This window comes from Bradyrhizobium sp. 1(2017) (genome assembly GCF_011602485.2).
Lineage (GTDB): Bacteria > Pseudomonadota > Alphaproteobacteria > Rhizobiales > Xanthobacteraceae > Bradyrhizobium.
The window spans coordinates 1,453,717-1,466,232 of sequence record NZ_CP050022.2; the positions used below are offsets into that span (position 1 = coordinate 1,453,717).

The following is a 12,516-nucleotide window of genomic DNA, read 5'->3' on the forward strand; positions in this document are numbered from 1 at the left end:
GGGATGAGGAATGGAGTTGGCGCTGCCCTTAGCATGGGCCGAAAGCGGTTTCGACCTCCAAAGGATCAATCGCTTAACGGGCGGGCAACGCCGGCGTCAGTTGGACTTGCCCCAATCGCCCAGCACGGCCTGCACCAGCGCCAGGGCCGCCACCGCGGCGGTATCGGCCCGCATGATCCGCGGGCCGAGCGCCAGCCGCAGGATCTTGGGCTGCCGCAGCAGCAGGGACCTTTCTTCCTCGGCAAAGCCGCCTTCGGGGCCGATCAGCACGTCAATCCCCTGGCCGGCCTCACCGGCGCCTTGCAGGCTCCGAATGGGGTTTTCGACGTCCGCCACCTCGTCGCAGAAGATCAGCAGGCGGTCGGCCGGGCGCTGGCTGAGGAAGCGCTCCAACGCGACCGGCTCGGCCACGGTGGCGATGCCGAGGATGCCGCATTGCTCGGCCGCCTCGACGACATTGGCGCGCATCCGCTCGGTGTTGACCCGGGACGCCTGGGTGAACCGGGTCAGGACCGGCTGAAGGGTGGCGGCGCCCATCTCGATGGCCTTCTGCACCATGTAGTCGAGCCGGGCATGCTTGAGCGGGGCGAAAACGTAGGCGAGGTCGGCCAATCGGTCCTGGGGCCGGGTCTGCTGGAGGATGACGAGGCCATCCGGCCGCTTGCGGCCCTCGATGGCAGCCTGCCACTCGCCGTCGCGGCCGTTGAACGCCGAAACCTCGGCGCCGGCGGCGAGCCGGAGCACATTCCCGAGATAATTGCTCTGGTCGCGGTCGAGCGGAACCCGGGCGTCCTGGGCGAGGGGGGCATCGACGAACAGCCGGGGGGCGCGAAAATCGTGGAAAGGCATCGTGCAAAGGTCCGATTTGCCGCCGTTCTTAACCGAAAGCCGTAGTTTTGGGGGTAAATATTGCCGAACTGGTGCGTCCCAGCGCCGCGCTCTTGCCCAATTCCACGGGTTGTTAAGCGTCGGCGGGAATCGTAAAAACGCGAACACGCTGGTTGCGCTTCAATTGGGATGGCGCCGAACCCCGTAAGCTCCTGCCGGAGAGACTATCTTGATGATCCGTCATTTGATGGTTCCGATCACTGCCATCATGGTCACCGTGGGCGCCGCGGGCGCTTATGCGCAAAGCGCGTTCCCCGCGCCGCTGCCCAATCAGGCTCCAACCAGCTCGGCGTTTCCACCGGTGAACGGTTCGGCGCCGACCGCCTCGGTCGGTGTCGCCCCGCAATCGTCCTTTCCCGTGAACGGAGCCGCGCCGATCGGCGGCGCGGGCGCCTTCAGCGCGGCCCCGCCGACACAAGGCGGCCCGGGCGAGGATTGCATGAAGGCCTTCATGCCGCTGCGCGAGGAGGCCGAGAAGCGCGGCAAGCTGATCAAGGCCGCGAGCGACCGTCATGCGCCGCCGGACGAGGCCTGCAAGCTGATCGGCAATTTCAGCCAGGCCGAGGCGAAAATGATCAAGTACATCGAGTCCCACGCCGCCAAATGCGGAATCCCGCCGCAGATCGGCGAGCAGATGAAGACCGGCCACAAGAACACCGAGGCGATGCAGAAGAAGGTCTGCACGGTCGCGCAGCAGATGCAACAGCAGCAGGCGCGCCCGGCCGGCCCGTCGCTGAGCGAGGTGCTGGGTTCGGGCTCGGCGCCTGAAGCCAATGCCGGCAAGAAGGGCGGCAGCACCTTCGATACGCTCAACGGCAACGTCCTGACCCGATGAGCGATACATCCGCCCGCGTTGCCGATTCCACCGGCAACTGGGTCGATACGCTCGCGCCGCCATGGGCGCGGCCTTATCTGCGCCTGTCCCGCTTCGACCGTCCGATCGGCTCCTGGCTGCTGTTGATGCCGTGCTGGTGGTCGGCGGCGCTCGCCGCCGGCATCGCGCATGACGTCCGTGGCCTGCCGCTCACCATCGTGCTGTTCTTCATCGGCGCCTTCGTGATGCGCGGGGCCGGCTGCACCTGGAACGACATCACCGACCGCGACCTCGACGACAAGGTCGAGCGCACGCGCTCGCGGCCGTTGCCGTCAGGGCAGGTGACCACGAAGCAGGCGCTGGTCTTCATGATCGCACAGGCGCTGACGGGTCTCGTGGTGCTGCTGCAGTTCAACCGCTTCGCGGTGCTGACCGGCATCGCCTCGCTTTTAATCGTCGCGATCTATCCCTTCATGAAGCGCATCACCTGGTGGCCGCAGATCGTGCTGGGCCTCGCCTTCTCCTGGGGTGCGCTGATGGGATTTGCCGTCACCTTCGGACGCATCGACCTCACCGCGCTCGTGCTCTATGCGGGCGCGATCTCCTGGGTGATCGGATACGACACGATCTATGCGCATCAGGATACCGAAGACGACGCGTTGATCGGCATCAAGTCCACCGCGCGGCTGTTCGGCGCGCATACGCAGCAGGCGCTGATCCTGTTCTACGGGCTCGCTGTCATGCTGATCGGCGTCGCGCTGGCCTCCGCCGATGCGCGCTGGCCGGCCTGGCTCGGGCTGATCGCCTTCGCCGTGCATCTGGCCTCGCAGATCCTGCGGCTCAGGATCGACGATCCCGAGCTCTGCAAGCGCCTGTTCTATTCGAACAAGTATGCGGGGTTGTTGTTGTTTGCGGGATTGCTCGCCGACGCAGTGATGCGGGCGTCGTAGCTGTCGTCGGGGGCAAAGGCGTGATTGCCCTCTAGTTTCTCGCGATGATCTCGCGCTCGCCGTGATGAACGGTGAGTTCGCGCGCGATGCCGGCGCGCCGGCGCATCAGGAATTTCGGGCGGCGGGCGCGGATCGCGTTGGCGCGGCGGCGGCGCGGTGCGGGCTTGCGTGCGCCTTCGTCGAGCTGCGGAAGCGCGAAGATCTCGCTCCAGATGCTCCAGGCTTCGGTGAGCTCGTCGCCATCGGCGCTGACCAGCAGCGGGACGGAGAGCGAGGGATCGCGATGCACGAGCACGAGGGTCTGCGCCTCGTCGTTGCCGCGCAGGGCGACGCCGGTGAAGTCGCTGACGCGCACGTTGATGGCCATCTGCATGCCGCGTACGGCACGGCGCAACACGACACGCTCGCGATGAAGCTCGATCTGCCTGACATGTCCGTCGGCGCGCGGATCGTGCGCATCGAAGCGGACCGGAAGGGAAAGAGGGTCGAGCCGCAGGGAGCGGCTCGACCCGGCGGGAGCGACCCCGCATGTTGCTGTTTGACGCCTCACGGCTTTAGTTCTCCCCGCCGGGATTATGTTCCCGGTCGATGCGAGGACCTTAGCGCGCGGCTTTCCGAAACCGCTTAAAAAGGCTGGTTAACCCACCGTCACTGCTGCTCATGATTGACAAGACCTTGGCGCGCATGATTGACGAGACGTTGCGCCGACGTCGCGAATCTGAACTTTTGGCGGGCTGAAAATGCTTGAAGTCCGCGCAATCAGGGCACATCTGTGGGTTCCGGTCCCGAACCCCGCCCCAACAGGATTTCGTTCGTGAACTCTTCACCATCCGCAAGCTCGACGCTTTCGACCCAAAAATCGTCGCAGGCCAATCGCGATCTGTTCGATCAGTCCGCGCTCTCCGATCTCGCGCAGCGGCTGGTCGAGGCGGCCAGGCGCGCCGGCGCGGATGCGGCCGATGCGGTCGCGGTGCGCGGCGTCTCGCAGGGCGTCGAGGTGCGCGACGGCAGGGTCGAGGAATCCGAGCGGTCCGAAGGCGACGATGTCGGTCTGCGCGTGCTGGTCGGCCAGCGCCAGGCGGTGGTCTCGACCAACGACGTCAGCGGCGACGCCGTCACCAAGCTCGCCGAACGCGCGGTCGCGATGGCGCGTGTCGCGCCCGACGACAAATATGTCGGCCTCGCCGATCCCGCGCTGCTCGCGCGCGACTTTCCCGATCTCGACCTGCTCGATCCCGACGTGCCCACGACCTCGGAGCTCGAGCGCCGCGCGCTCGCGGCCGAAGCTGCCGCGCTCGGCGTGAAGGGCGTGACCAAGTCCGGCGGCGCCTCGGCGTCCGCCGGCATCGGCGGCATGGTGCTCGTCACCTCGACCGGCTTTCACGGCTCTTATCTGCGCTCCAGCCAGGGCATTTCCGCGACCGCCATCTCGGGTGAAGGCACCGGCATGGAGCGCGACTACGACTTCACCTCGGCGCCGCACGGCGCCGATCTGCTGTCGCCGGAAGTCGTCGGCCGTTCCGCCGGCGAGCGCACCGTGGCGCGCTACAATCCGCGCAAGGTCGAGACCTGCAAGGTGCCCGTCGTGTTCGATCCGCGCGTTGCGGGCTCGCTGGTCGGCCATGTCGTCGGCGCCATCAACGGCGCCTCGATCGCGCGCAAGACCAGCTTCCTGAAGGACAAGCTCGGCCAGCAGCTGTTCGCCAAGAACATCCGCATCGTCGACGATCCCTTGCGCAAGCGCGGCCTGCGCTCGCAGACCTTCGATGCCGAAGGCGTCGCGGTGAAGAAGATCGCGCTGGTCGACGAGGGCGTGCTGACGACGTGGCTGCTCGATTGCGCCACGGCGCGCGAGCTCGGCCTTGCCACCACCGGCCACGCCCATCGTGGCGTCTCCTCTTCGCCCTCGCCCGGGCCGTACAATCTGCATCTCGAGCCCGGCACGCCGACGCCCGTCGAGCTGATCTCCGACATCAAGCAGGGGTTCTACGTCACCGACTTGATCGGCTCCGGCGTCAACGGCGTCACCGGCGATTACAGCCGCGGCGCCTCCGGTTTCTGGATCGAGAACGGCGAGATCACCTATCCCGTCAGTGAAGTCACGATCGCCGGCCATCTGTTCGAGATCTTCAAGTCGATGCAGCCGGCGAACAATCTCGAGTTCCGCTACGGCGTCAATGCGCCGACGGTGCGTATCGAGGGATTGACGCTTGGCGGACGCTGACGCGCACGCACTGGACGCGACCATCCTGACGCGCGATGCGGCGCTGCTGAAGGACACGGTGCGGGACGCGGGCGCGCTGGCGCAGTCGATGTTCCGGACCGAGCTGAAGAAGTGGATCAAGGGCGCATCCTCGCCGGTGTCGGAAGCCGACATCGCGGTCAACGATCTGCTCGAAGCGCGCCTGCGCGCCGCGACGCCCGACTATGGCTGGCTGTCCGAGGAGAGCGCCGACGATGCCACACGGCTGTCGCGGCGGCTGACCTGGATCGTCGATCCCATCGACGGCACGCGCAATTACCTGGGCGGCCATGACGAATGGTGCGTCAGCGTCGCGCTGGTCGAGGATGCCTCGCCGGTGCTGGCCGCGGTGTTCGCCCCGGCGAGCGACGAGTTCTTCTTCGCGGCCCGCGGCCAGGGCACGACCCTGAACGGCGCGATCGTGCGGGCCTCGCCCGGAGCCGAGCTGGACTTCGCCCGTGTCGCCGGGCCGAAGCCGTTGGTCGAGCGGTTGAAGCCGTCACTCGGCGACATCAAGCTGCATCCGCGAATCGGTTCGCTCGCGCTGCGTCTGTGCCGCGTCGCCCATGGCGCGGTGGATGCGGCTTTCGCGGGGGGCAACAGCCATGATTGGGACCTTGCGGCGGCCGATTTGATCGTGCAGGAAGCGAATGGTAGGATGAGCGACCTCTCCGGAGAACCCATCCTCTATAACCGCCGGGAAGTGGCGCACGGGGTGCTGGTGGCAGCGGGACGCGATCGTCATGCGGGCATTGTCGCGCATTTTCGAAATCGCCCCCTGGCCTGAAGCGCTTTCGTCGTGCTTGTCGATCACTGCTTTGCCGGGCAGCCCGTTAGGAACAGAACCCATGCCAGATAGTGCCCCGCAACAACTGCTTCACCTCGTCATCGGCGGCGAGCTTGTCGACCTCGAGCACAACACCTTCAAGAATCTCGACGACGTCGAGATCGTCGGCCTCTATCCGAACTATGCCACCGCGCACGCGGCCTGGCGGGCCAAGGCCCAGAGCACGGTCGACAATGCGCAGATGCGCTATTTCATCGTCCATCTCCACCGGCTGCTCGACCCCAATCAAGAACCGGCGCGTTGAAAAAACTGCTTCGCAATACGCTGCGAAGCAGCTTCGTTCAGCGTGCCGTCGGGGTCCTGGCGGCCGAATATCTGCGCTTTGTCTGGCGGACCAACAAATTCACGTTCGATCCGCCTGACGTCTATGACCTCGTCGAGCCGCAGATCCCGGCGATCTTCGCGTTCTGGCACGGCCAGCATTTCCTCACCCCCTTCATCAAGAACAAGGACTGGTACCGGGCCAAGGTCCTGATCTCCCGGCACCGGGACGGTGAGTTCAACGCGATCGCCGCTGAGCGGCTCGGCATCGGCACGATCAGAGGTTCCGGCGATCATGGCGGTGCCTTCCACCGCAAAGGTGGTGTGGGCGCCTTCAAGGAAATGGTGCGAACCCTCCAGGACGGTTGTAATGTCGCGCTGACCGCCGATGTTCCCAAGCGCTCGCGCGTGGCCGGGCTCGGCATCATCATGCTGGCACGGGAATCGGGGCGGCCGATCATGCCTTTTGCGATGGCGACCAGCCGCTTCATCCGGCTCAAGAACTGGGATCGCACCACCATCAATCTGCCATTCGGGCGGGGCGCATTGGTCGGCATCAAGGAGATCCACGTTCCGCCGGACGCCGACGCGGCCACCATGGAAGCGCTGCGGCTGGAGCTGGAGGAGACCTTGAACGAGGCGACCCGCCGCGCCTATGCGCAACTCGGCCGCCCGGGACCGGCAGATGCCTAACCCGCTGCCCATCACGCTGCGGATGTACCGGCGCCTCGCGAGCGGCCTGGTGCCGCTCGCGCCTGCGCTGATCAAGCGGCGCTTGAAGCAGGGCAAGGAGGATCCGGCGCGTGTCGGCGAGCGGCGGGGCCTGTCGCAGGACGTCCGTCCGCATGGACCGCTGGTCTGGATCCACGGCGCCAGCGTCGGCGAGGTGCTGGCGGCGGCGGCGCTGATCGAGCGGCTGCGCGACCTCAATCTGCGCATCCTGCTCACCTCCGGCACCGTCACCTCGGCGGCCGTCGTGGCCAAGCGCTTTCCGCCCGACGTGATCCATCAATACGTGCCGTATGATTCGCCGCGCTATGTCGCGCGCTTCCTCGACCATTGGAAGCCGTCGCTGGCGCTGTTCATCGAATCCGATTTGTGGCCGAACCTGATCCTCGCCGGTGCGGCGCGCCGGGTGCCAATGGTGCTGATCAACGGGCGGATGTCGCCGCGCTCCTTCCCGCGCTGGCGGCGCATGCACGGCACCATCTCGGCGCTGCTCTCACGTTTCGACATCTGCCTCGCGCAGTCGAAGCTCGATGCCGAACGCTTCTCCGCGCTCGGCGGCCGCGACGTCCTGACCACGGGCAATCTCAAGCTCGACGTCCCCGCGCCGCCGGCCGATCCCGCCAGGCTCGAACGCTTGATGGCAATGACACGCGGCCGCCCGATCATCGTCGCGGCCTCGACCCATCCGGGCGAGGACGAGATGCTGGTCGCGGCGCATCGCAGCCTCTCCGGTTTCTTCCCGCAAATGCTGACCGTGATCGTGCCGCGCCATCCCGATCGCGGCGCCTCGATATCAGGCTTGATCACGGCGTCCGGCCTGAAGCCGGCGCTGCGCTCGCGCGAGGAGCTGCCGACCGCGACGACCGACCTTTATGTCGCCGACACCATGGGCGAACTCGGCCTGTTCTATCGCCTTTCGCCCATCGTGTTCATGGGCGGATCGCTGATCCGCCATGGCGGACAGAATCCGATCGAGGCGATCAAGCTGGGGGCGGCGATCGTCCATGGTCCGCACGTCTTCAATTTTGCCGACGTCTACGAGGCGCTCGATCGCAGCGGCGGGGCGCGCCAGGCCGACACGCAGGAGGCCCTGGTCAAGCAGCTCGGCCAGTTGCTGGCCGATCCTGTCATGCGCGACAAGATGCAGCGCGCGGGCTCGGGTGTGGTCGAGCAGCTCGGCGGCGCGCTCGATCGCACCATGACCGCGCTCGAGCCCTATCTGTTGCAGCTGACCATAGAGATGGGAGCCGCCAATGCGTGAGCCGGCCTTTTGGTACCGGCCTCGCTCCTTCGAATCGCACGCGCTACGGCCGTTGGGAGCCCTCTACGGTGCGATCACCGAACGGCGCATGCTGCGCCAAGGTGTCGATGCCGGCATCCCCGTGATCTGCGTCGGCAACTACCATGTCGGCGGCGCCGGCAAGACGCCGACCGTACTGGCGCTGACCAGGCTCTTGCGCGAGCTCGGCGAGACGCCGGTGGTGCTCAGCCGCGGCTATGGCGGACGCCTGAAGGGCCCGGTGATGGTCGATCGCGCGCGTCACACCGCGGCCGATATCGGCGACGAGCCGCTGATGATGGCGCGCGACGTTCCCGTCGTTGTCGCGCGCGATCGCCTCGACGGCGTCGCGCTCGCGAAATCGCAGGGCGCCACCGTGATCCTGATGGATGACGGTTTCCAGAACCCGCGCCTGCTGAAGGACACGTCGCTGATCGTGATCGACAGCGAGCGCGGCCTCGGCAATGGCGAGGTGTTTCCCGCCGGTCCCCTGCGCGCGCCGCTGCAGGCCCAGCTCGCACGCACCGACGCGCTGGTGCTGATCGGCGACGGCCGTGCCGCCAACGACGTCGCGGCCGAGCTTGCCAAGCGCGACAAGCCGGAGCTGCGTGCGCAATTGAAGCCGGATGCGGCCTCGGTCGCGCAGCTGTCCGGCAAGCGGGTTTTCGCCTTCGCCGGCATCGGCGATCCAGAGCGCTTCTTCCGCAGCTTGCGCGCCGGCGGTATCGAGGTCGCGCGCACGCGTCCTTTCGCCGACCACCACATGTTTTCGGACGACGAGATCACGGCCCTCGTGACGGACGCTCAGCGCGAGCAGCTCACGCTGGTAACGACGGAAAAGGATCTCGCACGCCTGCGTGGCCGCGAAGGTGTGCCTGACAGCATCGTGCCGTTCGCCGTTCAGCTCGAGTTCGCCGACCCGGCTGCGCTTCGGCAACTGATCAGCGATCATCTCTACACGGCGCGCGCGCGAAGATTCGGCAGGCGTTGATCTCGCAAGGTGACCAGAGCGACCCCGAGAAGATCAGATTGCGCATCGCTCTCGCCTTTGCACGGTATGATGCAAAAGCAGTTCATCGAGCGCGTTGCGATATGTGGCAATTGATCGAGCCGACACATCGCGGCCGACGAATCTTCTTCCGCGCGTTCTGGAGTTGATATAGCCTTCCATCAGAGCCGTCACCGGGACGTGCCGAACTCCCGGCAATGATCGGCGGCGTTTATGCTCACGGCGGGCAAAGTATCTTCATCATTTCAGATGCGACGGCCGTACCGACCAGCTCGGACGGCACGGAGATTTATTGCGAAAAGTCAGAGGAGAACATGCCATGCATTTTTGCCTCACCGGACAATACACGCCGCGCGCTCTCAACGCCATTTTGGAAAACCCCACGACCGATCGCCAGGAGGCAGCTCGAAAACTCATCGAGGCGGCCGGCGGAAAGCTGATTTCGATGTACAGCGTTGCGGCTGACGGCCCAGGGGTCTTGGTGATTTTCGATGTGCCTGATCCGGGGGCGGCTCCGGCCATTTCCGGTCTGACCGTCACGGTGGGCACCCTGCAGAACGTGAAGCTGACAAGATTGTTCACGCAGGACGAGATCAAGAAGGTCCGCCAGAACGCGGCGAAGCTGCGTTCCTCGTATTCCCCGCCTGGAAGCTGACATCCGGTTTTGAAGCGGAGCCGCCGCATTCGGGCGACGCGGCGGCAACGCTCATGCCACCAATCAGAATCACCCTCGGCAAGCTTTGACGGGCCATGCGGTGCGGGGCGTGCCGCGTCGGGGGCCCGGCTGAACGTTGCCTGCCAACTCGGTGACGGCCTTGCGATCGCGGCTCAGCGGTGGGATGCGTTCACCACGCCCCAGCGGCCATCAATCCGATGATGGTCAGGCACGAGAGGCTGGCCACCATCACGGTATAGCATTCGGGTGTATTCATCGTTGCCTCCGAAACTGTTGTCGGCTTGGTCCGCGGGAGTTGCCGGTCCCAGGCCGCCGTCAGTTCGTCGTGCTGTCACTAGCGTGGCGATGTGCGTCCGCCCTCTTGTCGTCATCCAGTTCGGCGGGATGATGATGCGCTTCGAGAGCTTCGGAGCGTGCAGCTGAGATCAGAAGCTGTTTCCGCATTTCGGCAAGGCGGGCGCGGCAATATTCGCGATAGAGCATGTCGAGTATGGTGGGCATGATCACCCCCATCGTTGACTTTCGATTGACCGATATGCCGCCGTGCATTTTCGAGGTGATCGTAGTCCGCCAGATGGCTCTTCGATGTGAGCCCGTTCACAAATCGCGCCGATTCCGAAATGGCCGGGACTTGGTTTGTCTGTGCGATGAAAGCAGCAGGACCGATGACCTAACACGCAGCCTAGCAGCTTTCTGTTTCACCAAGACTTCGTCAAACAACTTAAGGGCGCCGGATAGCAATGAAGAATCCAACCTCAGCGCGAAGCGACTAACCACAGAGTGTACGTGCCGCTCGATGCAATGCAGATCGTCGCGAGGGCAGTCACGACAGTGTGAGAGTTCGTGACAGCAGCGCGTGACCATCGTCTCCATCACATGCCGCCTGCTATTCAGGCCACATTCATCGCAAAACGCCTATCGGTCGCGGACGATCGGGAGAATTCGATGAAACTGCCGTCCGCCGTCGCCGCCAGCCTTGCGTGTCTGATCATCGCGCCGGTATCGGCGCAAACGACGCCGTCCGCTGCTCCGGCCACAGTCCCTGTTCCCGCGACCAAGCGCGTGACGTGTCTGGCCGCGACGGCCAGCTTGAAGGGACAGGACAAGCGCGACCAGATGCAGCTCTGCATGGCGCAGGCGCGGCTCGATTGCCTCAAGCAGGCAATCGATCAGAAGGTCGTGGGTGAGCCGAGGAAAGGTTTTATCAAGACATGCGTGGGCGCGGATGGCACGGAGCAGCAATGAAAGCGCGGCCTCACGCCTGCTTCAGCGCGCCCGGAAAATGCCGCTGCAGCACGGCGGCCGGCGTGGCGTAGGCTTCTTGCAGATCCACGCTCCAGTACTTCAGTTCGTCGAGCGGGATCCGCGTGTCGGTGATCGCGCAGCGCACATAGGTCCCCGGCGAGATCACGCGGAAATCGCCGTCGAGATATTGCACCTGCGCTTCGCCATGGCCCGAGGGGCCGAACTTGTTCAGCACGGTCGAAACTCTCCGTGGAAGGCCGCTCCCTGGAAACCCCTGGAGGGCACGATGTGTCGGGCTGGATGTAGCATAGATAGGGTGGCTTGTCCGCCCGGTAAACCCACCGGTTTGTGATGATTTGGCGCCGTTTCCGCGTGATAGGGCTTGGACGAAGGATCTTGACGCAGGGTCCGATGCGCCTTCGGCTGACCGCTCTGTTCCTGACGCTCCTGATGTCGGCGGCGCACGCCGCGCCCGTGCCGCAGCAGGTCGACATTCCGCTGTCGTCCGGCGTCCTGCATGCGCAGCTCTACAAGCCCGAGGGCGAGGGGCCGTTTCCGGCCGTGATTGCGCTGCATGGCTGCGGCGGGCTCAGTGGCCGTTCCAATTCCGTCCTGCCGCGCTATCGCGACTGGGCCGAGCGGCTGCTCAGGGCCGGCAATGCGGTGCTGCTGCCCGACAGCTACGGCTCGCGCGAACTCGGGCCGCAATGCCGCGTCAAGGATATGCACGTCAAGGCGCGCCGCGAACGCGTCACCGACATTGCGGCGTCGCGCGCCTGGCTGATGAAGCAGAGCTGGGTCGCGCGCGATCGCGTCAGCCTGATCGGCTGGGCGAACGGCGCCAGCGCACTGCTCTGGGCCGTGCGTCCGCAGAGTGCCGCACGGGATCTCGGACCGGATTTCCGCGCGGCGGTCGCCTTCTACCCCGATTGCCGGATCTCCGCCGGCCTCGGCTGGAGCACGCGGGTCCCGACGCTCGTGCTGATCGGCGCCGATGACGACGTGTCGTCGCCGCCGGCCTGCCGTCAGATGGTGGACGGCGCACGCGGCCGCAGCGCACTCGCGCGCATCATGGTCTATCCCGGCGCTGATCACGATTTCGACCGCGCCAACACGCCGCTGCACGCAGCGGCCGGCGGCACCGATCTGGCCGCGCCCGAGCATGGCCATCTCGGCACGGATGCCGAGGCGCGCGCGGAGTCGCAGAAGGACGTCGCGGAATGGCTGGCGCGGTGAGGCCACACTGAAGGTCAAATCCCAAAGCGGGGCCGCCCGAGGAACAACGTCAGGCGGACGGCCCCGCATCGACCACCGCCCTGCACGGAGTATGGCCGACCGGGAATCTACGGATCGCGCTGGGCGCCGGTTTCAACAGGTGGCGACGCCATCATTCGACCACGATGTCGATTAAACGCATGTCGCATGCGCAGCCGCATCGTTCTTTTCGCCTCCGCCCTGATCGTCTTCACCGCCGCGATCTTCCTGTTCGAAGCCCACGCCGGCGCGCCACAGCGCGCGCCCGATCACTGCGGCTTCTGGACCACGATCGATGCGGGATTGTCGTGCAGGTAGGCGC

At 65.7% G+C, this 12,516-nt stretch carries 16 protein-coding genes; 12 read left to right on the top strand and 4 right to left on the bottom strand.

All coding sequences use genetic code 11. From position 1 onward, the window contains the following. Nucleotides 1-96 precede the first annotated feature (96 nt). Nucleotides 97-849: a 16S rRNA (uracil(1498)-N(3))-methyltransferase gene (locus tag HAP40_RS06935; RefSeq protein ID WP_166818500.1), complete on the bottom strand. Its 753-nt coding sequence runs from the start codon at nucleotides 847-849 to the stop codon at nucleotides 97-99. Nucleotides 850-1,060: 211 nt separating this feature from the next. Here HAP40_RS06935 and HAP40_RS06940 point away from each other — a divergent pair, with 211 nt between their 5' ends. Continuing rightward, complete coding sequence (locus tag HAP40_RS06940) at nucleotides 1,061-1,723, top strand: hypothetical protein (RefSeq protein ID WP_166818499.1); 663 nt, start codon at nucleotides 1,061-1,063, stop codon at nucleotides 1,721-1,723. Then, a complete protein-coding gene (gene ubiA, locus HAP40_RS06945; RefSeq protein ID WP_166818498.1) occupies nucleotides 1,720-2,652 on the top strand; it encodes a 4-hydroxybenzoate octaprenyltransferase in 933 nt (310 codons plus the stop codon). The genes HAP40_RS06940 and ubiA overlap by 4 nt, the downstream gene beginning before the upstream one ends. A gap of 31 nt (nucleotides 2,653-2,683) precedes the next feature. Here the strand turns inward: ubiA and HAP40_RS06950 are convergent, their stop codons facing one another. Beyond that, complete coding sequence (locus tag HAP40_RS06950; protein ID WP_166818497.1) at nucleotides 2,684-3,202, bottom strand: DUF6101 family protein; 519 nt, start codon at nucleotides 3,200-3,202, stop codon at nucleotides 2,684-2,686. A gap of 264 nt (nucleotides 3,203-3,466) precedes the next feature. On the opposite strand from HAP40_RS06950, the gene HAP40_RS06955 reads away from it, so the two are divergent. The 7 genes from HAP40_RS06955 (at nucleotide 3,467) to HAP40_RS06985 (ending at nucleotide 9,674) form a co-directional block, all read left to right on the top strand. Then, on the top strand, nucleotides 3,467-4,876 hold the full coding sequence (locus HAP40_RS06955) for a TldD/PmbA family protein (RefSeq protein WP_166818496.1): 1,410 nt from the start codon (nucleotides 3,467-3,469) through the stop codon (nucleotides 4,874-4,876). Beyond that, entirely contained in the window at nucleotides 4,863-5,681 is an 819-nt protein-coding gene (locus HAP40_RS06960) for a 3'(2'),5'-bisphosphate nucleotidase CysQ (protein WP_166818495.1), read from the top strand. Before HAP40_RS06955 ends, HAP40_RS06960 begins: the two co-directional genes overlap by 14 nt. Before the next feature lie 61 nt (nucleotides 5,682-5,742). Next, complete coding sequence (locus tag HAP40_RS06965) at nucleotides 5,743-5,985, top strand: DUF4170 domain-containing protein (protein ID WP_018648410.1); 243 nt, start codon at nucleotides 5,743-5,745, stop codon at nucleotides 5,983-5,985. Then, on the top strand, nucleotides 5,982-6,695 hold the full coding sequence (locus HAP40_RS06970) for a lysophospholipid acyltransferase family protein (RefSeq protein ID WP_166818494.1): 714 nt from the start codon (nucleotides 5,982-5,984) through the stop codon (nucleotides 6,693-6,695). The genes HAP40_RS06965 and HAP40_RS06970 overlap by 4 nt, the downstream gene beginning before the upstream one ends. Next, nucleotides 6,658-7,992, top strand: coding sequence for a 3-deoxy-D-manno-octulosonic acid transferase (locus HAP40_RS06975; protein ID WP_208024810.1), 1,335 nt, complete (start codon nucleotides 6,658-6,660; stop codon nucleotides 7,990-7,992). The genes HAP40_RS06970 and HAP40_RS06975 overlap by 38 nt, the downstream gene beginning before the upstream one ends. After that, nucleotides 7,985-9,001: a tetraacyldisaccharide 4'-kinase gene (gene lpxK, locus HAP40_RS06980; RefSeq protein WP_166818492.1), complete on the top strand. Its 1,017-nt coding sequence runs from the start codon at nucleotides 7,985-7,987 to the stop codon at nucleotides 8,999-9,001. The genes HAP40_RS06975 and lpxK overlap by 8 nt, the downstream gene beginning before the upstream one ends. A 337-nt stretch (nucleotides 9,002-9,338) precedes the next feature. Beyond that, nucleotides 9,339-9,674: a GYD domain-containing protein gene (locus HAP40_RS06985; RefSeq protein WP_166818491.1), complete on the top strand. Its 336-nt coding sequence runs from the start codon at nucleotides 9,339-9,341 to the stop codon at nucleotides 9,672-9,674. 336 nt (nucleotides 9,675-10,010) lie between these two features. Here HAP40_RS06985 and HAP40_RS06990 read toward each other — a convergent pair whose 3' ends face one another. Beyond that, nucleotides 10,011-10,208 (bottom strand): hypothetical protein, encoded by a 198-nt coding sequence (locus tag HAP40_RS06990; RefSeq protein WP_246741158.1) that lies wholly within the window; start codon nucleotides 10,206-10,208, stop codon nucleotides 10,011-10,013. Between the two features lie 432 nt (nucleotides 10,209-10,640). Here HAP40_RS06990 and HAP40_RS06995 point away from each other — a divergent pair, with 432 nt between their 5' ends. Then, complete coding sequence (locus HAP40_RS06995) at nucleotides 10,641-10,940, top strand: hypothetical protein (protein ID WP_166818490.1); 300 nt, start codon at nucleotides 10,641-10,643, stop codon at nucleotides 10,938-10,940. Nucleotides 10,941-10,950: 10 nt separating this feature from the next. Here the strand turns inward: HAP40_RS06995 and HAP40_RS07000 are convergent, their stop codons facing one another. Then, complete coding sequence (locus tag HAP40_RS07000; RefSeq protein WP_145637810.1) at nucleotides 10,951-11,175, bottom strand: DUF2093 domain-containing protein; 225 nt, start codon at nucleotides 11,173-11,175, stop codon at nucleotides 10,951-10,953. A 176-nt stretch (nucleotides 11,176-11,351) separates the two neighbouring features. Here HAP40_RS07000 and HAP40_RS07005 point away from each other — a divergent pair, with 176 nt between their 5' ends. Beyond that, nucleotides 11,352-12,176, top strand: coding sequence for a dienelactone hydrolase family protein (locus HAP40_RS07005; RefSeq protein ID WP_166818489.1), 825 nt, complete (start codon nucleotides 11,352-11,354; stop codon nucleotides 12,174-12,176). Between the two features lie 186 nt (nucleotides 12,177-12,362). After that, a complete protein-coding gene (locus HAP40_RS07010; RefSeq protein WP_166818488.1) occupies nucleotides 12,363-12,512 on the top strand; it encodes a hypothetical protein in 150 nt (49 codons plus the stop codon). Nucleotides 12,513-12,516 lie beyond the last annotated feature (4 nt).

What these genes read in the sequence shown, in the direction of transcription:
- HAP40_RS06935 (WP_166818500.1), bottom strand. Translation starts at nt 849, where the DNA reads ATGCCTTTCCACGATTTTCGCGCCCCCCGGCTGTTCGTCGATGCCCCC.
- HAP40_RS06940 (WP_166818499.1), top strand. Translation starts at nt 1,061, where the DNA reads ATGATCCGTCATTTGATGGTTCCGATCACTGCCATCATGGTCACCGTG.
- ubiA (WP_166818498.1), top strand. Translation starts at nt 1,720, where the DNA reads ATGAGCGATACATCCGCCCGCGTTGCCGATTCCACCGGCAACTGGGTC.
- HAP40_RS06965 (WP_018648410.1), top strand. Translation starts at nt 5,743, where the DNA reads ATGCCAGATAGTGCCCCGCAACAACTGCTTCACCTCGTCATCGGCGGC.
- HAP40_RS06975 (WP_208024810.1), top strand. Translation starts at nt 6,658, where the DNA reads ATGCGCAACTCGGCCGCCCGGGACCGGCAGATGCCTAACCCGCTGCCC.
- lpxK (WP_166818492.1), top strand. Translation starts at nt 7,985, where the DNA reads ATGCGTGAGCCGGCCTTTTGGTACCGGCCTCGCTCCTTCGAATCGCAC.
- HAP40_RS06985 (WP_166818491.1), top strand. Translation starts at nt 9,339, where the DNA reads ATGCATTTTTGCCTCACCGGACAATACACGCCGCGCGCTCTCAACGCC.
- HAP40_RS06990 (WP_246741158.1), bottom strand. Translation starts at nt 10,208, where the DNA reads ATGGGGGTGATCATGCCCACCATACTCGACATGCTCTATCGCGAATAT.
- HAP40_RS06995 (WP_166818490.1), top strand. Translation starts at nt 10,641, where the DNA reads ATGAAACTGCCGTCCGCCGTCGCCGCCAGCCTTGCGTGTCTGATCATC.
- HAP40_RS07005 (WP_166818489.1), top strand. Translation starts at nt 11,352, where the DNA reads ATGCGCCTTCGGCTGACCGCTCTGTTCCTGACGCTCCTGATGTCGGCG.
- HAP40_RS07010 (WP_166818488.1), top strand. Translation starts at nt 12,363, where the DNA reads ATGCGCAGCCGCATCGTTCTTTTCGCCTCCGCCCTGATCGTCTTCACC.